Source organism: Paenibacillus sp. V4I3 (assembly GCF_030817215.1).
Classification (GTDB): domain Bacteria; phylum Bacillota; class Bacilli; order Paenibacillales; family NBRC-103111; genus Paenibacillus_E.
Map to the genome: position 1 here is coordinate 6226304 of NZ_JAUSZA010000001.1, position 24885 is coordinate 6251188.

General features: G+C 45.0%; 19 protein-coding genes. 3 read left to right on the forward strand and 16 right to left on the reverse strand.

The window, feature by feature from the left end; all coding sequences use genetic code 11:
- Window positions 1-110 precede the first annotated feature (110 nt).
- The 8 genes from QFZ77_RS28990 to QFZ77_RS29025 all read right to left on the reverse strand — a co-directional run bounded on the left by QFZ77_RS28990 (window position 111) and on the right by QFZ77_RS29025 (window position 15798).
- Window positions 111-4565 carry a X2-like carbohydrate binding domain-containing protein gene (locus QFZ77_RS28990; RefSeq protein WP_307449926.1) on the reverse strand — a complete coding sequence of 1485 codons (4455 nt, stop codon included), beginning with the start codon at window positions 4563-4565 and terminating at the stop codon, window positions 111-113.
- A 96-nt stretch (window positions 4566-4661) separates the two neighbouring features.
- The gene (locus tag QFZ77_RS28995) at window positions 4662-6341 is read right to left on the reverse strand and encodes an extracellular solute-binding protein (protein ID WP_307444874.1); all 1680 of its coding nucleotides are present in this window, start codon (window positions 6339-6341) and stop codon (window positions 4662-4664) included.
- Between the two features lie 118 nt (window positions 6342-6459).
- Window positions 6460-7356: a carbohydrate ABC transporter permease gene (locus tag QFZ77_RS29000; RefSeq protein ID WP_307444876.1), complete on the reverse strand. Its 897-nt coding sequence runs from the start codon at window positions 7354-7356 to the stop codon at window positions 6460-6462.
- A 19-nt stretch (window positions 7357-7375) separates the two neighbouring features.
- Window positions 7376-8341, reverse strand: a complete 966-nt coding sequence (locus tag QFZ77_RS29005) for an ABC transporter permease (protein WP_373462668.1) — start codon at window positions 8339-8341, stop codon at window positions 7376-7378.
- A gap of 214 nt (window positions 8342-8555) precedes the next feature.
- Window positions 8556-10862, reverse strand: a complete 2307-nt coding sequence (locus QFZ77_RS29010; protein ID WP_307444878.1) for a helix-turn-helix domain-containing protein — start codon at window positions 10860-10862, stop codon at window positions 8556-8558.
- A gap of 114 nt (window positions 10863-10976) precedes the next feature.
- Window positions 10977-13355 (reverse strand): glycosyl hydrolase family 95 catalytic domain-containing protein, encoded by a 2379-nt coding sequence (locus QFZ77_RS29015; RefSeq protein ID WP_307444880.1) that lies wholly within the window; start codon window positions 13353-13355, stop codon window positions 10977-10979.
- Window positions 13356-13490: 135 nt separating this feature from the next.
- Entirely contained in the window at window positions 13491-15212 is a 1722-nt protein-coding gene (locus tag QFZ77_RS29020; RefSeq protein WP_307444881.1) for a glycosyl hydrolase family 95 catalytic domain-containing protein, read from the reverse strand.
- Complete coding sequence (locus QFZ77_RS29025) at window positions 15106-15798, reverse strand: glycoside hydrolase family 95 protein (RefSeq protein WP_307444882.1); 693 nt, start codon at window positions 15796-15798, stop codon at window positions 15106-15108. Before QFZ77_RS29025 ends, QFZ77_RS29020 begins: the two co-directional genes overlap by 107 nt.
- 244 nt (window positions 15799-16042) lie before the next feature.
- Between QFZ77_RS29025 and QFZ77_RS29030 the strand changes: the two genes are divergently transcribed.
- Window positions 16043-16258 (forward strand): hypothetical protein, encoded by a 216-nt coding sequence (locus tag QFZ77_RS29030; protein ID WP_307444884.1) that lies wholly within the window; start codon window positions 16043-16045, stop codon window positions 16256-16258.
- An 84-nt stretch (window positions 16259-16342) separates the two neighbouring features.
- Here QFZ77_RS29030 and QFZ77_RS29035 read toward each other — a convergent pair whose 3' ends face one another.
- The 8 genes from QFZ77_RS29035 to QFZ77_RS29070 all read right to left on the reverse strand — a co-directional run bounded on the left by QFZ77_RS29035 (window position 16343) and on the right by QFZ77_RS29070 (window position 23756).
- Window positions 16343-17245, reverse strand: coding sequence for a polysaccharide deacetylase family protein (locus QFZ77_RS29035; protein ID WP_307444886.1), 903 nt, complete (start codon window positions 17243-17245; stop codon window positions 16343-16345).
- Window positions 17246-17407: 162 nt separating this feature from the next.
- Window positions 17408-18736 carry a DRTGG domain-containing protein gene (locus tag QFZ77_RS29040; RefSeq protein ID WP_307444888.1) on the reverse strand — a complete coding sequence of 443 codons (1329 nt, stop codon included), beginning with the start codon at window positions 18734-18736 and terminating at the stop codon, window positions 17408-17410.
- Between the two features lie 104 nt (window positions 18737-18840).
- Entirely contained in the window at window positions 18841-20421 is a 1581-nt protein-coding gene (aceB, locus tag QFZ77_RS29045) for a malate synthase A (protein ID WP_307449932.1), read from the reverse strand.
- A gap of 49 nt (window positions 20422-20470) precedes the next feature.
- Window positions 20471-21748, reverse strand: coding sequence for an isocitrate lyase (gene aceA / locus QFZ77_RS29050; RefSeq protein WP_307444889.1), 1278 nt, complete (start codon window positions 21746-21748; stop codon window positions 20471-20473).
- Window positions 21749-21781: 33 nt separating this feature from the next.
- Window positions 21782-21949, reverse strand: coding sequence for a hypothetical protein (locus QFZ77_RS29055; protein ID WP_307444891.1), 168 nt, complete (start codon window positions 21947-21949; stop codon window positions 21782-21784).
- A gap of 187 nt (window positions 21950-22136) precedes the next feature.
- On the reverse strand, window positions 22137-22334 hold the full coding sequence (locus QFZ77_RS29060) for a hypothetical protein (RefSeq protein WP_307444892.1): 198 nt from the start codon (window positions 22332-22334) through the stop codon (window positions 22137-22139).
- 608 nt (window positions 22335-22942) lie between these two features.
- Window positions 22943-23578 carry a phytanoyl-CoA dioxygenase family protein gene (locus QFZ77_RS29065; protein WP_307444894.1) on the reverse strand — a complete coding sequence of 212 codons (636 nt, stop codon included), beginning with the start codon at window positions 23576-23578 and terminating at the stop codon, window positions 22943-22945.
- 7 nt (window positions 23579-23585) lie between these two features.
- On the reverse strand, window positions 23586-23756 hold the full coding sequence (locus tag QFZ77_RS29070) for a hypothetical protein (RefSeq protein ID WP_307444895.1): 171 nt from the start codon (window positions 23754-23756) through the stop codon (window positions 23586-23588).
- A gap of 179 nt (window positions 23757-23935) precedes the next feature.
- On the opposite strand from QFZ77_RS29070, the gene QFZ77_RS29075 reads away from it, so the two are divergent.
- Together QFZ77_RS29075 and QFZ77_RS29080 are read left to right on the forward strand one after the other, a co-directional pair.
- Window positions 23936-24409 carry a cupin domain-containing protein gene (locus tag QFZ77_RS29075; protein WP_307444898.1) on the forward strand — a complete coding sequence of 158 codons (474 nt, stop codon included), beginning with the start codon at window positions 23936-23938 and terminating at the stop codon, window positions 24407-24409.
- A 36-nt stretch (window positions 24410-24445) separates the two neighbouring features.
- Window positions 24446-24841, forward strand: coding sequence for a helix-turn-helix transcriptional regulator (locus tag QFZ77_RS29080; protein ID WP_307444900.1), 396 nt, complete (start codon window positions 24446-24448; stop codon window positions 24839-24841).
- Window positions 24842-24885: the final 44 nt, after the last annotated feature.

Sequence of the window (24885 nt, forward strand, 5' to 3'; positions counted from 1 at the left end):
GGGTTATCAAATGATAAATATCGAGCCCTCCCATGATAACAAGAAGGGCTCGATATCTCAGATATCTATGGCATAACTCTTAGAATCTGTTCACCACGAGGGGTGGATATTTACTTCTGCTCACCATCATCGTGATCATCCTGGTCATCATCTTCATGATCATTCTGATTCTCGGATTTCTTACTTGTAGTAAATGTAACTTCAGCCCCATAGCTCGTTCCCGCTGAGTTGGTCGCGTAAGCTCTGGCATAATACGTCGTATTTGATTTCAATTTCTTTATTTTCTCACTAAACTCGCCTAATCCTGAGCCAATGGTAACTTTGGTTGATCCGGAACCGGTAATTGTAGGCGTTGGTGCTGTTGAATATACAATTCCTCGCGATGTGACAGCAGTACCTCCATCAGCCGTTACATTCCCGGCAATTGTTGCACTTGTATTCTTGACTTTAGAGACCCCAGTCGTTGTTACAGCAGCAGTTGACGGAACCTGCGCAACCGTAAAGCTTAATTTATCCAGCAGCATGTAGCTGCCTGATTTTTTCACGACTTTGATCGTGTGCACGCTGTTTGAAAGACCGGAAATACTGTACACCGTTTGCTGGACTAACCGCGTCGCATTAAACGTGTTCACCGTTTGTTTGAAAACATCATCCACGTAAACGTCGATTTCCCCCTGTGAAGCATCTTTTTCCGTAATAACAGCAATTCCGGTTCCTTTAAATGTGTATTTGAAATAATCGTTGTTCGTTTCTGTAAAATGCACGTCATTCTGATAATCCCCACTGAAGACGAACGTCAGATTCGTAGTTCCCACCGGCTGCGCTGCAAGGTATGCCTTCTTGATCGTTAACGTATTGCCTACTAATGTGTAATCGGTGCCTGGCACTAGGGTAGTTCGGCCATTGTCGATTCGATCAAGTACATACTCGCCCAGTGACAACGTTGTACTCACATCCGCCTGTGCAGTTATCTTTTTGTCAAAACTGCCTGTATCAGGACTCATCAGATCGCCTACAAGTATCGTTAATTTATCCAGCAGCATATAGGATCCCGATTTCTTCACAACTTTAAGCGTATGAGAACCACTTGGCAATCCTGTAATGCTGTACACCGTTTGCTGTGCTAATCGACTGGCATGATAAGTACTCACGGTTTCCTTGAATACATCATCTACATAAATATCGATATCGCCCTGCGAAGTATCCTTCTCGGTGATCAACGCAATGCCCGTTCCCTTGAAGACATATTCAAAATAATCATTGTTCGTCTCGGTGTAATGAACGTCGTTCTGATAATCCCCGAATACTCGATTATTGCTATATCCCCATGATCCAGAATAATGAATCGCAGCATTGTCATCATTGATGCTAGCCGTGGCGCCATGGGATGTGGGAACCGTCTGTTCTGTCATTTCCGACGCTGCCGACGGAGTCAACTGGATGGTCGTTATAGATGGTACTACTTGAACCGATTGTGCTGACACCTGTCCATATACACTTCCCGTAACAGTGCTGCCCGCAGCTGATGGAGTCACGCTCAATTTATCCAACAGCATATAAGCACCTGATTTCTTCACTGCCTTGATGGTATGCGGACCGTCCGGCAGTCCCGCGATACTGTATATGCTTTGTTGAACTAACCGGCTATCATTAAATGTACCCGCCGTTTGTTGGAACACGTTATCTACATAAATATCGATATCGCCCTGCGAAACATCTTTCTCGGTAATCAATTCAATGCCCGTTCCCGTAAAGGCATATTCAAAGTAATCGTTGTTGGCCTCGGAGTAATGAACATCATCATGATAATCTCCAAGTCCCCGATTGTTGCTATACCCCCAAGAGCCTGTGTAAACAATTCCCGGATCGTTATCGTTAACAGAAACCGGCGTAATCGTCACCGAGCTGTCGCTTACTTTAATTGGAAGGTTCTGGGCAGCTCCCCCACTGAAGGAGAAAGTCAGATCCGTCCAACCAAGGGGTTGAGCCGCAAGGTATTCCTTCTTGATCGTTACGACGTTACCTGATAACGTGTAGTCGGTACCCGCAACCAATGTAGTTGCTCCGTTAGCCATGCCGCTGAAGGTATAACTGCCAGGAGTCAGTGTTATCGTTACATCTGCCTGTGCCGTTAACTTTTTGTCAAAGCTTCCCGTAACAGGATTAATCAGATCAGCGACTAGAACGCGCAATTTATCAAGGAGCATGTAAGAACCTGATTTTTTCACAACCTTGATCGTATGAGGACCGCTTGATAGTCCAGATATTCCATATACGGGTTGTTGGGCTAAACGACTCGAATGGTACGTGCTAATCGTTTGTTTAAATACTCCATCCACATAAACATCTACATCACCTTGTGATGAATCCATTTCTGTAATGAATTCAATGCCCGTTCCGGTAAAGGTATACTCGAAGTATTCGTTATTCCTTTCGGTGAATTGCACATCATTCAAATAATCACCAAGCCCTCGATTCGTACTTCGCTGCCATGCGGTCGAATACGTAATCCCCGAGTCGTCGTTATTGATGGCAATTGATCCGCCTTGAGAAGTGTTGCTTACAACAATGGCGAGCGTCTGCGGATTTCCGGCGCTGAAGGAAATAAGCAGGTTCGTTGTCCCGAGCGGTTGTGTGGCTAGGTATTCCTTCTTGATAGTTAACGTATTGCCAGATACCGTAAAGTCAGTGCCTAATACAAGCGATGTTCCATCACTCGTTATAGCGCTCAACTGATTACCATCCAGTGTCATCGTAGTCGTAACATCCGCCTGCAGCGTTACCTTCTTGTCAAAATTTCTAGTTGACGGAAGAATCGTGCTGTTCTTAGGCGAAGTATCACTCACTGCAATGGCCAGAATCGGTCTAGCTCCGGCGCTGAAAGTGAAAGTAAGCTGCGTAGTTCCGACTGGTTGAGCAGCAAGGTAACCTTTCTTGATCGTGACCGAGTTGCCTGAAACCGTATAGTCGGTGCCTAGCACCAAGTCTACACCGTCATTTGATATACCACTTAGTGTATTTCCATTCAATGTCATCGTTGTTGTAACATCGGTCTGAGCGGATAAATTCTTATCAAAGTTCCCGGTTGACGGGCTAATCGTACTGTTCTGTGCTAATGAGTCGATCACGGTGATGGCAAGATTCTGAGTAGCACCCAGTCCCCTGTTGCTGTTTCGCTGCCAATCGCCCGTGTAGGAAATTCCCGTATCATCATCATTGATGGAGGAAACGCCTCCTTGCGATGTAACCTTCAACAAACGAGAAGCATGTGGAGCTAGTTCCCCCGAACTGAAGCTGGAGTTAAACACGCCTAGTTCGCTATGACTCCATAAATCACGTACAGAGGCTGCACCGCTTAAACCGATATCGCTCCAATTGACGTTCACCGTCGCGTTCGAGCTTCCCAGGTTAAACAGTCCTACGGTATAGGTTCCATCACCGTTGTTCGCATACCAGACCTGCTGCTCGGTTGCGAGGGATACGGGATGTGCCGGCTTACCGGCCTGATTGACGGCGATTGCCTCATCGTTCGTCAACAGCTTAATACCGAACTCGTCCAGATTGGTTAAGTCATTGCCTGTATATAATTGGGCCGACGAGATAGCCCAGAACGTCATGGCTGTCTGCCGCTCATCCGGTGTAATGCCATCCATGGCGCCGTTACCGATATTCAAGGAATCGAAATTATTCCATCCGCCCGGACCTGCGTGGCGCCACCATTCTCCAGCTCGCGGAAATAGCCTCGCGATATTAGCCCAATTGGTTAATCCCGCTTTTCCACAATAACATTCAATATCCCAGTCGACACGCCATCCATTCGCGTACTTCTTCCAAGTGTCAACGTAGTTAATATCCAGCGCCCATGAAAGCTCGAACCAAATATGGTGCGGGGCGAGTGCCTGGGACCAGGCTTTGACATCACCGCGAGCATCAATAGACGTATCATTATGTCCGGAGCCCGGAGTCACGCTATCGAATTTCACGAAATCAATACCCCATGAGGCAATCTCATCGGCAATGGAGTTGATGTAGCTCTGCGCACATGGTTTAGAAAAGTCAATTTTATAGCCTATATTCCAATAATCCGACGTAGTTAATGGTAGTACCACGATGTCCTGTGCATGACAGGAGGTACCATAGATTGGCAAGTTGGCGTCATACGCTTGCGGTGACATCCCCGGTATAAAATAGAGACCAAACTTTTGCCCATTGTTATGTACATGATTGATGACCTCACTAAGACCATTCGGATACAAAGTAGTGCTTGGTTGTGGGCGTCCATATTCATCCATGCTCCCATTCCAGGCTGCATCTACGTTGATATAATTGTAGCCATGGGGCTGCAGAATCGCATGCATAGCGTCAGATTGCGCCATAATCTGTGCGGCTGTAATCCAATTTCCGTTGTTATACACTTGCATGCTGTAGCTGCTCCAGCCCATGTATGGCTTTTGCGCTAATCCATTATCGGCTGCTTGTACGAGTTGTCCCTTCGGAATAAAGACAGCAAACAAAGTGATAAAGAAAATAAAAACCAGAAGCCATAATCTAGTTTTCTTAATCATATATCCCACATCATACATCCCCTTTAGCTTTAATTCGTGAAAAAAGCCAGGTGCTTTATTTCTAGAACAAACACCTGGCCATTTCTTCATCAATCGTTATTTTTTGATTGCTGCAGTATCGTACGCTTTTTGGAGAATTTCAAGGTATCTACCAACTTTCAAGTTTTCGAGACCTTTCACATAAGCATCCCAATCTTTGGTTAAGTCCTTATTTCCTGTAATAAATTGAAGTGCACTTTGCTCAATATAGTTCTTAATGTTGGTTTGTAGAATGCTCGCTTCGTCTGTGAGTGCCGGATCAATCCAAATTGCCCACATCGGGAATAGTTCCTTCGGTTCATGACCTTGATACAAGAGCGTCGCATCGTACAGCCTGCGTTCGTAGTTGGCTGAGTCGTAAATATCCGTCCCTTGCACGAAGCTATCTCTGTACTCCTTCGGCTGGTAGAAGTGTCCCATACCGCTCCATCCGGCATTATGAGGAGGCTGCCCATCTACAGCTGGAATCGATGCAATTAGTGGTGTAACTCCCTTGCCTAGAGCCACTTCGCCATCTTTCGGTTTTCTCCAATCGATGCCTTCCATACCTGATGCTGCATTCGTTTGTCCTTCTGTCGTATACATATAATCAACCATTTTGATCAACGCGATTTGCGATTCTTTACTTGCCTTATTCGTAAGAACGAATTTCGCACCCGGAGTTAAACCGCCTCCATCATGCGTTGCGAATGAACCATGCGGTCCTGTAAGCGGAGGTACGGGATTATAATCAGCTGAATTTTTGTTTCCTTTATCAATGTTAACGAAGATGGCTGGATGCATGCCCGCGCCTGCACCTAGAATTTGTCCGCCAGCGTTCTCGCCAATTTTCTTAAAGGCTTCGGCATTTTGTGTAAAAGCACCTGGATCGATCAAGCCCTCGTCGTACAAGGATTTAATATAGGTAAGTCCTTCTTTCCATTCCGGCTTATTGGCCGCAGTATCCACTTTACCGTTAACTAAGTTCAGATAATTACGGTCGTCATTATAAATGAAGCCGTTCATCAGGAACGGAATGACATGTACGCCGAAATCCTCAATCGATCCGCTAAGCGGAACTTCGTCTGCTTTGCCGTTGCCATTTGGATCGTTCTTCTTGAAAGCTTGAAGCACTTTCTTGAAATCTTCAGTCGTTTTCGGCATTTCGAGGTTTAATTTCTTCAACCAGCTTGTATTGATCCACATTTTGTTCGGGTAGGAACAATGGAAACATTGCGTATAGGAGCCAAGTCCGTATATTTTTCCATCTGGCGCTGTGATGAAGCTTTTGAGCGTTGAATCCTTCTCCATCGCCTTTTTAATATTGGGCGCATACTGGTCGATTAAATCATTCAATGGAAGTAGAACACCCTGCTTACCGAACTTGAGAAGATCGGCTTGTGAGAATTGGTCGATCCACGTTGTTAACATATACGCCTCTGGATAATCGCCACTTGCTAATGATATTTGCCGCTTTTCCTTGGCTCCATCAAAAAGGATGATTTCAAACTTAAATTTTGCGTTGAACTTGCTTTCCAAATGTTTCGTGAAAAGATTGGTATTCAAATCAATGTTATTATCCTGTTGGGCAAATACGCTAATTTCGACGGGTTTTGCCTCTGCTTGTGTTGCACTTGGCGATTTAGCCCCCGCGGTGGGTTTCGCCGATGCCGAAGTCTCCTCTTTACTCGAACATGCGGCAAGAACCATACTGAACATCAAGATGAATACCAATGTACTGACCGATCTTCTTTTCAATTGTATCCGCTCCCTTTTTTTGAATGGACTAGCTTTCTTATCGTTTAATCCTTAGTGCTCTGTTTTTTGTCAATCACCCCTTTCAATTCTTCAATAGGACATGTTATCCCTCTTTCCACTACCCTTTTACAGAACCTACCAACATCCCCTGAACAAAGAAGCGCTGCACAAACGGGTAGATGATGAGTACTGGAAGCGTTGCCACGATAATCAGACAATATTTCAAAAGCTCGGCCAACTGCTGTCTTTCTACCAGCTTCAAGGCATCTGTGGCATTGGAGCTATTGTTAAGAATGATAATGCTGCGCAAGATGAGCTGAAGTGGGAACAGATTGGCGGTTTTGAGATAAATAAGGGCATCGAAGTAAGCGTTCCATTGACCCACAGCGTACATTAAGAACAGAACAGCTATAATCGGTTTCGATAACGGAACCACGACGCTCCACATGAACCTGAGATCGCTGCATCCATCTATTGCACTCGCATCAATTAATTCATCCGGAATCGAGGATTGAAAGAACGTTCTCGCAATGATCACTTGCCATACCCATATCGCGTTTGGAATCAATAAGGCCCATCTGGTATCGATTAGCCCCATCTGCTTCACAACCAAGTAAGTAGGAATCAATCCGCCGCTAAATAACAACGTGAATGTAATTAGCATCATCAGCATATTTCTTCCGAATAAAGTTTTACGTGATAATGGATAAGCAATCATGATCGTAAGCGCTACACTAATGATCGTTCCGGCAGCCGTATAAAATAAGGAATTAGCATAGCCTGTCACAACCTTCGGATTTTCAATGAGCGTTGCATATCCCTTCAGGGAAAATTCTACCGGCCAGAGCCACACACGGCCTGAAGTTACCGCCGATGGACTGCTGAACGAGCTGCTAAAAATATAAATAAGCGGATATAAGACGACAACTAAAAGGAGGCTCAGTATCACGTAGATGCTAATCAAAAATAGTTTATCGCCAACCGATTCTCTAATCGTTGTTTTCATCGTATTCATCGTTTGGTTCCTCCATTATTTACCAGATACTCGTGTTCGATAATCGTTTTGCTACCATGTTTACACTAACAAGCAGAATTAAATTGATAACGGAATTAAACAATCCAACCGCTGTAGCAAAACTATAGTTCGCGTTCAATAAACCTATTTGATATACATAAGTGGCAATCACTTCGGAATTTATCTTGTTCAGCGGATTTTGCAGCAGATAGATCTTTTCGAAGCCAAGCGACATGACACTCCCTACATTCAAAATGAAAACAATCGTGATGGTTGGCATGATGCCGGGCAAGTCGATATGGCGGATTTTCTGAAACCGTGAAGCGCCATCTACCTTGGCTGCCTCATAAAGCGAAGGATCCACTCCTGCTAACGCAGCCAAAAAGATAACTGCCGAATAGCCTGCCGTCTGCCAAATATCCGACCACACATAAATCGAGCGAAACATGCCGGGTTCCCCGAGAAAATTGATAGATCCCAGTCCGAAATGATTCATCGCCACATTAACGAAGCCTAGCCGTGGTGCTAGAAAAAGCATGATAATCGATACCATAACGACGGTGGATATAAAATAAGGAGCAAACGAAACCAATTGAACAAACCGCTTAAATTTGCCGTTGCGTATTTCATTAAGCGCCAAGGCCAACAAAATTGGAATAGGAAACCCGACGACTAACAAGTATCCGCTGATGAGGAGTGTATTTTTAATTAACGTCCAGAAAATCGGATTATCAAAAAACAACTTAAAATGTTTGAATCCCACCCATGGGCTTCCCCATATCCCTTTAGTGACGTTGTAATCCTTAAAAGCAAGGACGGCATTCAACATAGGATAGTATTTAAAAATAAGGAAAAACAAGGCTGGCGGAATGACGATAAGATACAGTTGCCAGTGTTTTTTAAAACTCTTTGCCGCTGCTGTAAGGAGGCCACCACGCTCTTTTGGTGCCACTCTGCTGCGTTCAATTACAATTCCTTTTTCCAAAATGCTCCCCCCTAAACTTCTCATGCAGTTATGATAGCGCTTTCTATATGGCTGATTATAGGGGGCTATTGCGGCCCTCGTATAGGTACAATTGCGTCGTTTTGCGAACAAATAACCCGAATTCAGCGGACATTTTTCCTATTCGAACGGCCATTTTTCCCGCTACAGTCATATAAGACAGAAAAAATCCTAACCGCCTCAGCGATTAGGATTTTTATTCTTCTGGAGACTGTCTGAACGAGCTTGGCGATACGCCCATCACTCGCTTGAACGCCCTTCGGAAGGAATGTGAACTGTTATAGCCAACATGAGAAGCGATTTCATCCACATTATATTGGTTTCTTTTTAAAAGAATCGCTGCGTGGTCCATTCTAATTTTTTCCAAATGATCGGATAAATTCGTCCCCGTTACCTCTTTAAATAATTGGGAGATGTATTTTTCTGGACGCTCAACAATCTCAGCTATCCGGTATAGGTTTAGATCGGGATCTGAATACTTTTCAGCGATATATTCATTAATTTGCTTCACTGTTTTAATATGTGCATCGTTCTTTTTACTCGTGATGAGGCCGCACATGGCTGAGATAATCTCATTGATTTCACGCGAAATCAGCTCGATGGCTTCCGTGGCCTGGATGCTAATAATCCGATTTTTAATTTTCTCGAACATAGGGGATTCCATGAGAGCCTTCTGGTCGAGTAATTTAAGCAGCGTTCCTTTCACTTCTCCAATGAACTGATGCTTCATCTCCACAGATAGCTCTCGATTTTCCGTATTTTGCTCGATCATCGACTTGACGATCCGCTCGGCTTCATCCACATCGCCTGCCCTAATCGTACTAATTAATCGCAGCTCCACATCGATTGGATAATAATACGTATTACTCTCAACTCGGGTATCACTGTACCAAACGATTCCTTTTCTATTCATATATACGGCGTATTCCAAGGCCTGCCTGGCTTGTTCATAGGAACGGCTGATCTCCATGACAGAGGAAAAGGGATCGCTTAGCGCTGCAGTAATGGTAATTCGATAATCGGTAAAAGCCAGATGGGCGAGATTAGCCACGAGTTGTTCGATATCTTCCTTACCAACCTCTTCACCTTCATCCTTTTCACCTGACGTAAATAGGGTTACGATGCGATCTGAACCCAAATCAGTCATATGAACATGCAGGTGGCTTCCTGAATCAATTAAAATCTGTTTTAGGATGAGTCTGGCCGCATTCAGTTCGTTGAGAATTTCTACGCTTTCCATGCCGGAGTAACCATTGATTTGCAGAATACCCGTATATCCGGCATTCATATTTAGCCCAGTGTCAGCCTGCGCGGCAGCAGATATCAATTCATCCCTCGATTGAAACTCTCCCGCAATTAACCTTTTATAAAAGGCATCGCGAATTAATGGCAGCTGCCGATTAAGCTCAGACTCAAGGCGCTTGTTGTTGGTAATGATATTGGATATATTACCCTGCAAGAAATCATATTCATTGCGCTCTGACGTTGCTTCCTTGCCAAACTGCTCTTTCATTACACTAAGCAGCCTATTGATCGGGGCTGTATTTCGATAAGACAGCATAAAACCAACAAAAAGCCCGATCAGTAGAGCAACACCAGTCACCGACCAAGTGATGTACTTAATTTTATTCGCATTCTCCATTAAAACGTGCTTTGGAATGCCCGTGCTGTATACCCACCCTGTTGATTTGGATTGAATCCTTATCACGAGATCATCTGCATAGAATTGACTGACTTTCCCTTTATCGAAGCGGCTATCCGCGGATAATTGATCCATTTCCTGTTGACTGATCCCCTGTAAGCTAATGGTATGTCCTTCTGCGTCGCTAATATGCATCCAACCGCCGTTCGGATCTCTTAAACCAGACAATACACTGTTGATGGTTTGTTCATCAATAATGGTGACAACCGTGGCCGGTGAAGAATCACTAAAGCTGTCTAATGGGAGCGATTGCATAAAGGTGATAACTGAGGTTTGCGTTCCGTTATTCACAAATGGGCTCAGCGGCATGATTTCGCTTCTATGCGTTTTTTCTAGTACCGTTTTTTTCCATTCGTCTAAGGAAAGATTGCTGTAATGCGAAGTCTGATAATAATGCTCAGGGCGAAAAAAAGCATTGCCTGGTGTCACAACGACGTTAAAATTAGTCAAATAAATATAAAAATGCTTCAAAAAGTCATTCGTTTGGCTGTAGGCCTTAATATCTCTCGTTATTTTCCAGATCCCATACACATTTGCTTTATCATCTACCAATTTTTCGTTCAAAAGGACACTCAAGTCTTGGTTTAAAGCCAGTTGTCTCGTAAAACTTTCAACTTCGGCCATTCTGCGTTCCAGAATCTCTTGACTCTTTTGAAGCTGCGTCACATTATTCTCAATGGAAATCGATTGTGTGACCGTGATCGAAGTACGGTATGACATATAGCCCGCTATACTGGGGATGATCAAAATAACGATATAAGAGATCAGAAACCTTCGAAATAATCTGGAATACTTGGGCACTGGCAATTCTCCCTTCCATTTTGGAGGTTTCGGAATACGTTCTTTTACAAGTTAGCATGATTCTTCAACAAAAAAAACCCCTAGTCGGGTCTTTTCTGATATTTCATAAAAGGTTTATAACTTAGCTCTGATTAAACGAATATGCTCACCCTTGACGGTATTCACCGTGATGATGTTCCCTGTCAGCAGTTCTTCCCCTCTACTGTGTATGCATCTAACACCCTTTTCCCAAGGGCTATAGATCTGAAGCCGGGAGCCAGCCTCACTATATATATCTATCCATAGGACATCCTCCCGATTAGCTGCAGCGCTTACAAGAAAGCCCCCAACCGCACGCAGCGTGGAAAACTCCGTATATTGCTCTATGTCCCAGTTAGGGAAAAAGCGAAGGATGCCGTTATAGCTTTGCATCAAGCACTCATTGATAACAGCGGGCAATGCAAAATTTTCAAACCATATGCCCATCGATCCCATATAATCAAAAGCCGTTGTATCCGAATACCGTCCACCGGATTGCAGTAGTTTATCTGTGCATGTTCCGTTTGGAAGCAGGCAGTATTTGATTTGACGTTTAAAACGCTCCAGATCAAGCTGACCTAATCGGGCTCCGGCAAGATGATAGAAAACAAGATCGTTTCCTCCTTCATTTCGGTGATTCTTATAGGAATTAACGGCGATCTCGTATTGATCAGGCGAAGTATGCAAGCCGTGGTCTTCTCCTGGGAAAATCGTTGAAACCCCGTTAGGGACATTATACACGACTTCGGGATCTTCACCCGGAACGGAAACGAATACTTTACCCCTCTGTGACTCCGCCGTCGGATAGTCAGGGAAATTGTGCAAAACCTCGTGGACCTCAGCGAGTAGCTCAGCTTCTTCCTCGTTTCGCTCAAGCACGTCGCACGCCTTGGTGAAAGCGTTGAACAGAAACTTCGTTAATGTCAAATCGACGATACAATCGCTGTTTTTCTTGAAGCCGGGCGTTAACTCATACAATTCTGGCACGACGGTTGGGAAAATATGATACCGGTCATCGCCCCATTCCTCTCCGTGTGCTTCTGGACGTTTCATATAATCGACCATAAACAATACGGCTTCTTTCATAGGTGTGAAGGCACGCTCAGCTAGAAACGATTTGTCCATCGTATACAAATAATGCCACCAAAGGCTCTGCACAGTCCATGGTGTTTCACATATTTCCCAGCCCCAGTGCGGCACTGGGTATGGCATGATATTCATGTCCACTGGGTAAGCGGAATGCGGGTAATAAGCACCGCGAAGGCCGTAATATTCTTTCGCCCACTTTCGGCTGATAGGGAGAATATGATCAACCATGTTCACATAGGCCAAATGTTTATCTACATGGTTACTAGAAAACGCTACCCAAAATGGCTGCTGTGTATTGTAATTCATATGATAATCGCCATGCCAATCAGCACCAATCAAGCCATAGCTCCAATTAGCAAACAATCCTGGGCAAGTGGCTTCTGGTTTCACAGCGCAATGGAAAAAGTATAAATTCCGATACCAGACTTGCTCTAGAAATTCATCCTGCAATGTTACGCCCGAACGTAACCAATAGTCGTTCCAACTATCCAACGAACCAGACAACGCATGGTCAAAAGACTCATTTGTCGGTAGATCAATCGGCTTTATCTCATGACTAATGACAGAGTCAAGTCCTTCTTCTAACTGGATGCAAACTAGGAAACCTGATTCTTTACCCAGCAATACTTCCAGATCATGACCACACTCTTGTACCGTAATCGATGGTGAGATCCTCGCTGATAAGCGGAACGCACGGTCGCGAGGATGCCCATCTCGCATCTCTTCTTCTAGGCAGGAGAAGGGAAGCGTTTGGTGGAACGCTAACTGCATGTTGGAAGCATCGGTTGTAGCTCGGAATGCAGGAATCTCTTTGGGTGTGGAAGGATCTGGAATTAGCTTCAATCGATTGAAGAAAGTAGCAGCCTTCCCAGCTTGATCAGAATCCTTCATCGCCACCCATAGACGATCAGCTTGCTGGTCGACAAAAACCTGCAGCGTGGTCGAAGCCCCTTCATTCAGGAAATGGATTTCGCATATCCCACAATCAATATGCAGCGAATGTCCTAGTACTTCTGTAGTCCGTGGGTCGAAGCCTAGCAGTAGAGAGCCGCACGGCATCGGCCTAGGATATGGGAAGCTGTAGTTCTCGCTTGTCATCGTGACATAATCGCGGTACCATTCTTCATCGCTTAATGAAGCATACGTGTCTGGGATGTCCTTCAGTTTGGCGAACAAGCTTTCAAAGGTTCCTATTTGTTCTTGATTATTTTCGGCGATCCGAATATCCCATACGTTGTTATGTCCAAAATGGATAAGTACCGAATCGGGTCGAGTCGTTACGACTGCCCCCAACCCCCCGTTTCCCAGTAATGCCCCTTCAAAAAAGGTTGCTGCCGGACGATCGTAAATAATGGCGTGTTTGCGTGCTTGTTCTTGTGAATTCAATACTTCAACCTCCCGAATTGCAGCCCATGCAAAACTGTACCTTATCTATTTGATAGCGCTTACCACACGACTGATTATATAGATTCAGGGCATTATCGCATAGGTACAATTGGGTCGTTGACCATACAGATTTCCTTATTCCTTCTGAGTCACGTTCAACTGCTTGTCGATGCTATAGACGTTATCTGGCGTTAGAACGAGCGGAACGCTTTGTTCACGGTAACGCAGAAATGTTTGACACGCTGAGAACGCTTGAATAGTGGCCTCCATCAACTCACCGTTCTCCCAGACGATATCAACTTCTATATTTCCTTTGGCCCGCAGTCCTGAAACTTTACCTGTATGCCATTTCTTAGGCAGGGCGGGAAGTAAATTAATTTCTCCAGCATGACTTTGCAGCAGCATTTCGGCTATCGCCGCTGTCCCTCCAAAATTTCCGTCAACAACAAATATGTGTTTCTCCGCTCCGGCAATCCCCGGTTTGGAAAAAGTTAATAAGTTATCGAAGCTCAATTGACCGATTAAATGGGTTAAATGCTTATAGGCATGTTCGCCGTCCTCTAGTCTAGCGAAGCTCGCTGCAAAAGAGGCGACCGTGAACTCAACATCTTCCAACGCCTCGCGAGACATACGATTTTCTAAGGTGGTTCTTGCAGCGGCACTCAGTTCCGGAGTGCCTCTTAGGGTGATTTGGTTACCCGGATGTAAACTGATTAGATGAGATAGGTGACGATGATCCGGCTGTGCTTCTTTATAATCTTCCAGCCATTCCTGCAATTGTCCCCGGTTGCCAATACGAAGGGGTGGCAGCTTAGCGATGGCTTGCTTCAGCTTGGTTTGCACATCGAAATCCAATTGCAGCGTATCGGCAGCCTCCAAGCAAAAGACGAATAAATCACGAACCAACACTTGATCGAGTGTTGATCCCATCGACAATTGATAAACGTTGTCTTCGATATAGAAGCTATTTTCCGGTGAGTTAGAAGGGCCAGTTACAAGCCACCCATATTGTGGATGCAGCGTCATGTAATCGAGGAAAAAGGCGGCGGCTTCTTTCATCACAGGATATGCTTGCTGCGCTAAGAACTTACGATCTAAGCTAAATTCATAGTGCTCTCGCAGTTGGCTTGCAATCCATAAGCCGCCTGTAACGTTCAGTCCCCATGAAGTTTCCCAGCCTGGAGCCGTAAACCCCCATGCATTTGAGAATACGTGAGCCACCCAACCTTCGCATCCATAAAAGTCATGCGCTGTCGTTCGGCCAGCTTGCGATAACATCTCCAAATAATTCATTAAAGGGATATGACATTCTGCCAGATTGCTGACTTCCGTTGGAAAATAATTCATTTGTGTGTTGATGTCCAGGTGGTAGTCGCAGCTCCATTGCATACGATTGGCTTCGCCATCATTCCAAATGCCCTGTAAATTTAGAGGCAAAGGAGAATCGGCACGTGAACCGGAAATCATCAAATAGCGGCCATATTGATAAAATAAGGCAAATAATTGCGGATCATCATCTTGTCCGTTCTGGAAAAGACGAATTCTTTCATCCGTTGGTAGGTGGGACACGTCTGAATGACCTAAGTCCATGCTCACTCGTTTATATAAGTCGCGATAATCGGATATGTGGTCTTCTTTAACTCGTGCGTAGCCCTTGGCTATGGCATGTTCCAATTGCCGGCCCGATTCCTGCAGCCAGCCACCATCGCTTTTTCCATAATCGGTATTAGAGGCAAAGTAGATGCATGCTTCATCTGCGTTTCTTACGACGATTTGATCTCCCTCTACAACAATGGTTCCGCCCTGTGCACACCACTTTGACCATGCCTTGACAGAAAACTCCGCACTTACCGTCACTATGCATCGTTTCCGTCGCTTGCCCTTCAAAAGTAATTGTAGCGTCCTCAGCTAACCATTTCGTAAAATTTTCAGTCTGACCTTCCATTCCTAACGTGAATGAAATGCCCCCTTTGTGTTCACTCCAAAAACGCGAAGCCACAATATCGTCCGCGTGCGAAGCAAATATTTCCCGGGTAAAGTTATTCCCATTTACGCTGTAAGAAATATGAAAGATAGCGTTTTCAAGGTTTAGTACACGCTGAAGATCTTTACCTTGATGCTCCACATTCAGGATTAGATGACACATCTGCAAATTCGTACCGAAATTTTGCTTCTTAGGCTGCAGTGCCAGCTGAGCTAGCTCTTCCCCGCGCTTGTAATCCCCTGCGAAGAAATGCTGCCGCATCTGATCAAGATCAGCTTTGCCCCTTGAATGGCTTTCGATCCTCTCCGTTTTTCCAGACCAATAAGTGACTTCCGTCATACTCCAGGTTTCCTTCTCGATTCCACCATAGATGACGGAACCTAGTCTCCCGTTGCCTATTGGCAGCCCTTGCGACCAGTCCAGCGCAGCGGTGGTATACCATAGCTTCAATTCATTCATGCAGGATTAGCCCCCTCAATTTCATTACACATTATATATCGTGTATGATTTGAATCTTATCATTTGCGATTAATCGTGTAAAGACATGTTAGCTCCTCGTGAAAAAGCAGCCAAGTTTTGAAAAAAAGTGGACTGCTCTACCACCTTTCATTATTTTTTTATTCGATACGGATAACGCATGATTTAGTCAAATTGTGGCAATATTAACTTTGCCTAATAAAACAATAGATCGGAGATGTATGCCATGTCTAACCAACAATCCGAACAACAAAGTGCAGAAATTGAAGCCCATAATGCGGTAGCTGATGCACTAAGCGAACTGAATCAAGCACAATCGATTAGTAATCATCGCAGAAGAGCTGTTCAGCAAGCACACGAACAACTTGACCAAGCACATGCACAATTAGCAGAAGCACGGACAGAACAATCTGGTAGCGCTGATGAAGATAGCCTCACGTAAATAAGGAATATCCTCATCTACATTTTATATGAAAAAAAGGGGCTGTCCCTCAAGGTCAATAGACCTTGAGGGACAGCCCCCCTATCACTTTTTACGATCATAGTTCTGCAGCTTTTTGAGAAAGTTATCCGCGGAAACATAGGGCATGCCGACATTCAACCGATTTATTTCTCTGCTATCCCCCGAATTGATCCCTTCTTTTGTCGTGATAAAATAACGGAAACCCATCTCTTTCGCGTCATCCATAACGGTCTGATTATACTCCCCATAAGGGAAACATAGCATGGATAGCTTATTGTCTAGCTGCGTTTTTAACATGGCTTCGGCCATCCAAAGATCCTCACAAACTCTTTTTCTCCATTCCTCTTCCGTCTCCAACCGTTTTTCCTGTTCCAGAAAAAGGCGATTCGTTAGAGCAGGTACGGCATTCACACCGTCACCCCTCTTTTTCTGGTGAAGGTTAAACGTATGAGAATAGAAACTGAACCCATCGTGTTTCATCTCCTGAATTTGCTTCCAAGTCAGAAAGGGTAAAGACGGATAATCAGAATCCAGATAACTTACAACAACAAAGTTAGTTGCCGGGAACCCTTGTTTTTTCAGTAAAGGATATGCTTTCTCATAAAAGGATCGATAGCCATCATCGAATGTAATCACGACAGCATTCGGGGGAATTGACTTTCGATGCTCTAGAAAACAGCTATAATCTTCGATCGGGATCACATTATAATGATTTTCTTTTAATACCTGGAGGTGCTGATTAAATTTTGTCGGGGTAATCGTCACAAATGACTCGTTGTCATCCAGATGGTGGTAAGTAAGAAAAATAGCTTGATTGGTATAATGAATAACCTTCGTATCCACTTCCGATCTTATGATTGCGCTTTCATTTATGCTGGAGCAAACCTCATTGAGGTGATCATCCTGATTCCCCACATTCCCCCAAGGCGCTAAAGCTAGCATTAAGTAGAATATCCATGCATTCATTGACTGCGACTCCTCCCCCAGATTAATTAGAAAATCAAAGATAACCAGCCCGCACTTCGTCATTTAGTTAAATAATACATATCATTTTCAGAGCAAACTTATGCTTGCACAAAACAAAAATAACCACCTCCACAGGTGGCCATTCTTCCTTTAAGATTATTATTATAAAATACGTGCCGTAAACATGGATCTAGCTACTCTAGTGCCGTTCGTCCTGATTTCCATATCAATTTTGCAAAATCTGCGGCTCATCTCCACGATCGAGGGTACGATTTCGATGACGTCATCGATTTGCAGCGGGATCAGAAAATAGCTGGAAGAACTATCCAGAATAAGATCACCTTTCTTGTGCTCCTGAACCGTGCGATAAGCCGCACGAATCATAATCGTTGTCAGTATACCCTCGGAGACTAATCCTTCAAAATTCGTCATTTGCGGGGTAACCGTTCCTTGAAAATACAGCTTACCTTCCTCATCTCGTAGCTCGTCGATCCCCGAATAGATCTGCACTTCGAACGTTTCTGCGTTCTGAGGCTGCCTTTGCATATGCTGCATTGCTTTCATAACATCCTTACGGCTAATGACACCGATCATCTTGCGATCGGTATCGATGACGGGCAGCAGCTCAATACCTTCCCACACCATCGTATGTCCAGCTGATGCTACTGACGTTTTCAAGTTAATCATTAACGGATTAGGAGTCATCAAGGTGCCAATGAGCTGATTCGGCTTCGCGCCCATGATGTCCTTGGTCGTGATCATGCCAATCGGCACCTGATTGTCATCGATGACAGGATACCGTGTATGCGTTGTTTCCTCAACCAGCTTTTGCATGTCTTTGACCGTACTAATAGCGAGCAGCGAATAAATAGGACTGTCTTTGCGCACGATGTCATCAACAATCATAATCTTTTTCTTAATGAGGCGATCTTCCATGGCACGGTTAATCATCGTAGCAACCGTGAATGTATCGAATGAACTGCCGATAATAGGAAGCTGCAGTTCATCAGCAAGCTCCTTTACTTCAGGCGTGGTATCAAATCCACCGGTAATCAACACGCCAGCTCCCTGACTTAGTGCACACATGTGTGCTTGTACACGATTGCCGACAATGAGCAAATTGCCTGCCTCAATATACTTCAGCATGGCCTCCAGCTGCATCGCGCCAATCACGAATTTGTTCAGGGACTTATGTATACCCGAAGAACCACCCAGCACAACGCCTTCCACCACATTCACGATTTCCGCGAACGTTAATTTATCAATGACGGGTTCTTCTTTCTTCTCCATGCGAATCGTGCCGATCCGCCGTTTGGTGCTGACTAGACCGATATTTTCCGCTTCCTTGATGGCACGATAAGCCGTTCCCTCACTCACATCCAGATCTTGAGCGATTTGCCGAACGGACAGCTTGGTGCCTACAGCCAAAGATTCAATATATTTCGTAATTTGTTCATGCTTCGTATGAAGCTCCGAATGGCCCGTGCTCATGGTTCACACCTCGCTGAACTGTTCTATAACATTGAAATAATTATAGTATATCCAAATAAAAAAAGACAGAAGCCTCATAAAGGCCCTGTCTCAAATTACTTCAATTACAAATGTCGATACCCTTCTTCGGTTAAAAAAGCTTCAAACTCAGGTGAAACCGTCATTTGGGTAAAAAGAACATTTGCTTGGTCAAACTTCATTTGCTGAAAAGCATCTTCCCCAAGCTTTTCTTTGATCTTTGCCATCTCTTCAACTTGAATCTGTTGAAATAGCTCTGCCGTTACTTTACGCCCGTCATCCAAAATTCCTAGTGGATGGTGGATCCACTGCCAAAGCTGCGCACGTGATATTTCCGCAGTGGCCACGTCTTCCATCAAGTTGTTGATCGGTACAGCACCGAAACCACGCAGCCAAGCTTCCAAATACTGAATGCCGACACTGACGTTCGTCCGTATCCCATTCTCTGTTATCGGCCCCAGCGGCACCTCTAGCAATTGTTCAGCGGTAATTTGGGTACCAGAAAGCTGCTTGTCAATTTGATTGGCCGCCGGCATATACTCATCGAATATCGCTTTTGCCACAGGAACTAATCCGGGATGAGCCACCCATGTGCCATCGTGACCATTTCTCACCTCGCGCAGCTTATCTGCTCTTACTTTCGCCATCGCTTCTTCGTTCGCCTCCGGATCATTCCTCACCGGAATTTGTGCGGCCATGCCTCCGATGCAAGGCGCATTCCGCTTATGACAAGTCTGGATGGCGAGCAGCGAATATGCTTTCATAAACGGCGATTCCATCGTTACGAGAGCACGGTCGGGAACGATAACGTGAGGCTGCTTCTGCAGCTTTTTAATATAGCTGAAGATATAATCCCACCGCCCGCAGTTCAGGCCTGCGCTGTGCTCGCGAAGTTCATACAAAATTTCGTCCATTTCAAAGGCAGCGACGATCGTCTCGATAAGCACCGTAGCTTTAATCGTACCTTGCGGAATACCTAGCTCCTGCTGAGCAAATAGGAACACGTCATTCCAAAGACGTGCCTCGATATGGCTTTCAAGCTTAGGCAAGTAAAAATAAGGTCCGCTTCCTTGCTGAATCTGTGTCTTTGCATTATGGAAAAAGAAAAGGCCAAAATCAAATAACGAACCTGATACAGGACGCCCATCAACCAGCATATGTTTCTCTTCCAAATGCCAACCGCGAGGACGAACTTTGAGCACTGCCGTCTGAGCCTGAAGATTATAGCTTTTCCCTTCCGGACTAGTGAAAGCGATCGTTCGACGAACAGCATCGTATAAATTCACTTGACCGCCGATCGTATTGTTCCACGTTGGTGAGTTGGCGTCCTCGAAGTCTGCCATGTAGACGTAAGCACCAGAATTGAACGCATTAATGACCATCTTACGGTCGCCAGCTGGACCTGTTATCTCAACGCGTCTGTCTTGCAAATCCGCAGGGACCGGCGCTATGCTCCAATCGCTGCTGCGTATCCTTGCAGTTACTGGTAAAAAGCCCGGCAGCTCACCTGCATCAATACGACTTTGCCTCAAGTTGCGCTCCTGCAACAGCTCTAGCCGTTTAGCTCCAAATGTACGCTCAAGATGTGCTACGAATGCTAATGCTTCCGGCGTGAGAATCTTCTGCCCCTCCGTAGAAGTCGGTTCGATTTCAATTCCCCTTAGCATGGTTTGATCGATCAATATCCTCATCTCCTTAAACCTTCTGGCATGGCTATTAATGAGCAAATTGTTCCTCTTCCGTTGAACCGGAAAGCGCAGTTGTGGAAGAAGTACCGCTCGTAATGACTTGGGAAACTTCATCGAAATAACCCGTTCCTACTTCACGCTGATGGCGTGTCGCTTCATAACCGCGAGATTCACTAGCGAATTCCGTTTGTTGGAACTGAGAGTAAGCAGCCATACCACGATCTCTATAATCGTGAGCGAGTTCAAACATGCTGTGATTCAAAGCATGGAAGCCTGCCAATGTCACGAACTGGAACTTATAGCCAAGTTTACCTAGCTCTTGTTGAAATTTTGCAATCGTAGGTTCATCTAATTTCTTCTTCCAGTTAAATGAGGGAGAACAGTTATATGCAAGCAGTTTGCCAGGAAATTTCTCATGAATCGCTTCTGCAAAGCGCCTAGCTTCCTCTAAGTTTGGCTCCGAGGTTTCACACCAAACCATATCCGCATAAGGGGCATAAGCTAGACCGCGTGAGATCGCTTGATTCAAACCTGCATGGACATAAAAGAATCCCTCGGGTGATCGTTCGCCAGTTAGAAACGGTCGATCAATCTCGTCAATGTCGCTCGTCAGGAGACTTGCTGCATTCGCATCTGTACGAGCGATTAGCACCGTCTCCACGCCCATCACATCGGCTGCAAGCCTTGCTGCGATAAGATTTTTTACGGCTTGCTGCGTTGGCAACAGCACTTTACCGCCCAAATGGCCGCATTTCTTTTCGGAGGAGAGCTGATCCTCGAAATGGACAGCAGCGGCTCCTGCCTCAATCATGCCCTTCATCAGCTCGAACACGTTAAGTGGTCCTCCGAAGCCAGCTTCCGCGTCTGCCACAATAGGGAGATAGAAGTCTATGCTTCCCTTGCCTTCCGCATGCTGGATCTGATCAGCGCGCTGCAGTGCCTGGTTAATTCTTTTCACAACGCTAGGAACGCTGTTAGCTGGGTAAAGACTTTGATCGGGATACATATGACCGGATAAGTTCGCATCGGCGGCAACTTGCCAACCGCTCAAATAAATCGCTTTAAGTCCTGCTTTTGCTTGCTGCACAGCTTGATTTCCCGTTAGAGCGCCAAGTGCAGGTACAAAGTCTTCTTCGTTAACCCGCTCCCAGAATTTGCTGGCTCCCTGCTCAGCCAGTGTCTGTTCAATGATTACGGAGCCACGAAGGCGAAGCACATCCTCAACCGAATAAGGTCGAGACACCCCTTCGAATCGCTTGGAATTCAAGCTTGCTTGCAGTTGTTCACGTTGACTTTGTTTGCTCATGATCCTATGCACTCCTTTATTGGGTTTTGTTTTTTAAAAGGATACGTCTAGAAATCCGCTTCCGCCGCAAATCGGACAAGTGTTGGGCCAGAGCACACGATCCTGACCAAAATAGATGGACGACCCCTCTTTGTGAAAGTGCTCATCTGTGCTTCTCATTTCCTCTAAATCTCCATTACCTTGACATGTTGGACAATCCATTGTTGTTTCCTCCTCTAATGTATTAATACAGATTTATTTTTGTTATATAATATATAACACATAACCAAATAATGTTCAATATTGTTTTATAAAATTAATTGTTTTTATTAATATACTATAACAATAAAAAGCCTACCGAAAACTCGGTAGGCTTTCATATCATTTTATGAGTTGCGCAGTCCGCCAATTATCCCACTTCCACATCATTATCAAAGGCATAGTACAGTGTCAAAGACAATGGAGACAATGGATACAGAGCAGTTTCACCGCATTCATCGTGTTCTTTATGAACTTCTTGTTTTGCAACAGATCGCTGAAAACCATAGGCGCGAAGGTTTGTGAATTTCCTTCTTTCAAACTCCATCGATGAGGCCAAACTACTCATAACCATCTCTCCCTTCAACATATGAACCATTGTACCAATACAGATTGATATTATATTTTATATTGTATAACTAAATAAAACATTTATGCAATAACAATTTTAAAATATTTTTATTGTTATATAACAAATATGATGTCACAACTCTAAAAGCAATTAACGGTAAACAAAAAAATGATGAGGCAAGAGTTGGAGTAGGGGGAAATAAGGTTTGAATGAATAAATCCATCTTCTCGGTTGAAAGATGTTGTAGAAAGTACAAGAATTCTGGCTATCCCACCTTTATCATTTCGATGTTGCATAATGTACAACAATTTAGCCCCGGACAGGCCATTTAGCAACAAATGGGTTCGAAATGGTGTACAAACTACAACTTTTACTTACAAAATAGCCTTTAGGCGTGTGAATTGTTGTAGAAACTACAACATGGGTAATCACGGTAGCCCATCGAAGTTGCTGAACGACAATGCGATCGGTATCAATGGACATTAAAAAAGATGACCCCCGACGAATACCGGGAGCCATCTTTTAACAGCTTAATTTAGGGTCTTTCTATTAATTGTCCACGAATAGGGTCACAGTTCATAGACCTTGCCCAATCAATTTTTTTATTACTTCTTATAAACAACAGGAAAATCGTCTCCGGTCAAAAGTTCGCCCGGTTGAACATGAACATGCTTATTCATGGGATGATTGCCTACAGGCTCATAACGAATATGTCCCGGCATATAATGGACCGCAATTGCACGCCGTTTCATCTGCGATTGATTCGGCAGTGAGCCGTGCCATGTCATGCAGTGATGGTAGCCAACCTGACCCTTCTTGATCTCGAACGGAACCGGCTTAATCTCCACACCTTCAGGCAGCAGTTCAGGACGCTTATGCTGCGGCATATGGTCAGGACCGTGAAGCAAATGCCGCTGGTGATCTCCCCATTGATGACTACCGGGTACCATCCACATGCAGCCGTTCTCAACAATAGCATCGTCCAGCGCCACCCATGCGCTTATTAGCTCTGCAGGCTTGATGATCGGCCACAGCGGATGGTCCTGATGCCACTTCGTAGGCCCGCCTGTGACTGGCGGCTTGTATTGAATTTGGTCGTGCCATATGCGCAGTGTGTCCGTACCGGCGAGTTGTGCAACATCCTCGCATAAAATGTGATTAGCTGCATGCTGCAAGTAGATATCGCTGGCCATCCAGATGTTAACAACCTGAACAATCGTTTCACTGGCTTCCATGCTCATTCCATATTCACTGGACTGAAGCCAAGTTGCGATTCAGTACCGGTTTCTTAACGGTCTTCCCTTCCAGTACAAGATCCAGCTCACGACGCAGAATCTCAACTTCCTCGTCGTTCAGCACAACATCGCCCTTAACAAAACCGTCACGTTCAAACAACTGTACCTGCTCCGCTGTCAGCATGCCTAATCCCCCGTCCACTAATTGTTGAAGCCGATGTTTCGACTTACAAGATCAAGTGTATCAGCATACAGTTCGCTAGTCGTTGCCGTAAAGATTAGAACTAGTTGCACTTTTCAAAGGTTTTTAGCCAACGACAGCGAAGTAGCTTAGAATAACAAATCGACGAAGGAGCACGCCAAATGGAACCTTCTCACCCGCTCGGACCGACAGCCTTATTACTCCCTACAGTGAACTATGCAAATGTGGAGAAAGATGTTTCGGCAGGCTTCGTTTTCGGTCCCCGTACGATCCCTGATTGCCAACTTGTTTACGTTGTGTCCGGTCAAATGGATTTGTGGGTAGGCGCCAATAAGTACTCGCTACTTCCCGGCGAATGTGCTTATTATGGATCGTGTACACCGCATAAGCTATCCGTCCATCCCAGCATTTCAGCTACTTTCATCAGCCTGCACTTCGATTGGCACCGAGTGTCTCCAGAGCCTGTTCACCCTGGCGCTAAGCTGGAACGCTTTGCAGGCGGACCGCCATTTGACTCGCCGCTGCACTACACGGTTGAAGTCGAGGGTTATGGCAGCGTCACCATTCCTGATCATTTCAGGCTAGTCACGGGAGAACGGTTGCTGTATCAGATTGTTCAGGAATACAAAGAGTAGGAGCCCGGCTATTCGCTCGTATTAAGAAGTCTTCTGATGCAAGTATTAGCTCAAATTGTTCGCCAAGAATTAGAAATTTCAGCGCTTCATAGCTCCAAGCGAAGCATGATTGGACCAGCGCTGCAGATGATTAGGGAGCATCCTGAACATCCGTGGAGCTTATCAGAGCTAGCCCAGCAGTGCGGTTATCACCATGCCTATTTTGCCCAGTTATTTAAGGAAGTGATGGGCGTCTCACCGAAACCCTACATGATTCGTAAACGGATACAATTGGCGAAGAAGCTTCTGCTGGAGGAAGAAAAAGTAGAGGTTACTGCCAGCAAACTCGGCTACGCTTCAGTCCATTACTTCAGTCGGCACTTCAAATCAATTACCGGCATGTCTCCGTCTTCTTTTCGACTTTACGGTGGCGAGAAAGGCCCTGTGGCTTAATAGCCTCTCATCGCCTCTTTTGATCTAAATAGAACGATTGTTAT

Excerpts from the sequence above, each read along its gene's own strand:
- QFZ77_RS28990 (WP_307449926.1), bottom strand. The coding sequence starts at position 4,565 with ATGATTAAGAAAACTAGATTATGGCTTCTGGTTTTTATTTTCTTTATC.
- QFZ77_RS29000 (WP_307444876.1), bottom strand. The coding sequence starts at position 7,356 with ATGAATACGATGAAAACAACGATTAGAGAATCGGTTGGCGATAAACTA.
- QFZ77_RS29025 (WP_307444882.1), bottom strand. The coding sequence starts at position 15,798 with ATGAATGAATTGAAGCTATGGTATACCACCGCTGCGCTGGACTGGTCG.
- QFZ77_RS29030 (WP_307444884.1), top strand. The coding sequence starts at position 16,043 with ATGTCTAACCAACAATCCGAACAACAAAGTGCAGAAATTGAAGCCCAT.
- QFZ77_RS29035 (WP_307444886.1), bottom strand. The coding sequence starts at position 17,245 with ATGAATGCATGGATATTCTACTTAATGCTAGCTTTAGCGCCTTGGGGG.
- QFZ77_RS29040 (WP_307444888.1), bottom strand. The coding sequence starts at position 18,736 with ATGAGCACGGGCCATTCGGAGCTTCATACGAAGCATGAACAAATTACG.
- aceB (WP_307449932.1), bottom strand. The coding sequence starts at position 20,421 with ATGCTAAGGGGAATTGAAATCGAACCGACTTCTACGGAGGGGCAGAAG.
- aceA (WP_307444889.1), bottom strand. The coding sequence starts at position 21,748 with ATGAGCAAACAAAGTCAACGTGAACAACTGCAAGCAAGCTTGAATTCC.
- QFZ77_RS29055 (WP_307444891.1), bottom strand. The coding sequence starts at position 21,949 with ATGGATTGTCCAACATGTCAAGGTAATGGAGATTTAGAGGAAATGAGA.
- QFZ77_RS29060 (WP_307444892.1), bottom strand. The coding sequence starts at position 22,334 with ATGAGTAGTTTGGCCTCATCGATGGAGTTTGAAAGAAGGAAATTCACA.
- QFZ77_RS29065 (WP_307444894.1), bottom strand. The coding sequence starts at position 23,578 with ATGAGCATGGAAGCCAGTGAAACGATTGTTCAGGTTGTTAACATCTGG.
- QFZ77_RS29070 (WP_307444895.1), bottom strand. The coding sequence starts at position 23,756 with ATGCTGACAGCGGAGCAGGTACAGTTGTTTGAACGTGACGGTTTTGTT.
- QFZ77_RS29075 (WP_307444898.1), top strand. The coding sequence starts at position 23,936 with ATGGAACCTTCTCACCCGCTCGGACCGACAGCCTTATTACTCCCTACA.
- QFZ77_RS29080 (WP_307444900.1), top strand. The coding sequence starts at position 24,446 with ATGCAAGTATTAGCTCAAATTGTTCGCCAAGAATTAGAAATTTCAGCG.